Raw genomic sequence first — 850 nt, forward strand, 5'->3', positions numbered from 1 at the left:
CTAGGGTCCGGACTCATTTAGCCCACCATGAGATTGCGGCTGCGAGCAAGATTGCAGACAGGAAGATGTCTGCGCGCTTGTCGTATCGAGTTGCGATACGGCGGAAGTCTTTGAGCCTGCAGAACATGCGCTCTATGACGTTTCGACCTTTGTAAGCTGCTTTGTCATACCGATGCGGATGCTTGCGGGTCGGATTCGGTGGGATCACGGCCTTGATACGGCGTGCGGCCAGTTCGTCGCGTAAGCTCTTGGCGTCGTAAGCTCTATCGGCCAGCAAGCGGCGCGGATTGCGGATCATGCCGATGAGGTCGCGGGCACCGACCAGGTCGTGGGTGTTGCCCGGGGTAATCAGGAAGGCCAGGGGACGGCCGATATCGTCAGTCAGCGCGTGGATTTTGGTAGTCTGCCCGCCCCGCGAACGGCCGATTGCATTGTTGAAGGCCCCCCTTTTGCGCCGGCTGCGGAGCGATGGGCTTTGATGTAGGTCGAGTCCACCGAGATCGATCCGTACATGCCGGTCGATCCCGTCAGGGCGTAAAAGATGCCCGTCCAAATCCCTTGCCGGCTCCAGCGGTTGAAGCGGTTATAGACCGTTGTGTAGGGGCCATAGACTTCCGGGCAATCGCGCCAGCGTGAGCCAGATCTCAGCATGTGCATGATGCCACTGATGACGCGCCGATCATCGACCCGGTGCGCTCCTTTGCGCCCTCGGGGCAACAACGGCTCAATCCGCCGCCATTCCGCGTCGCTGAGCCAGTAGACCTGCTTTGCCATTCAAGCCTCCCTTCAACTGAGACGCTTGAATCACAATCCAATTTCGAAGGGAATCCCTATTGAGTACAGACCCTAG

The 850-nt window shown here is 58.9% G+C and carries 1 pseudogene; it reads right to left on the minus strand.

Annotated features, from left to right (window positions below):
• Positions 1 to 13 precede the first annotated feature (13 nt).
• Positions 14 to 774: pseudogene (locus AC0L20_RS39585) on the minus strand (IS5 family transposase).
• Between the last annotated feature and the right edge of the window lie 76 nt (positions 775 to 850).

The organism is Bradyrhizobium sp. Kon58, assembly GCF_055807455.1.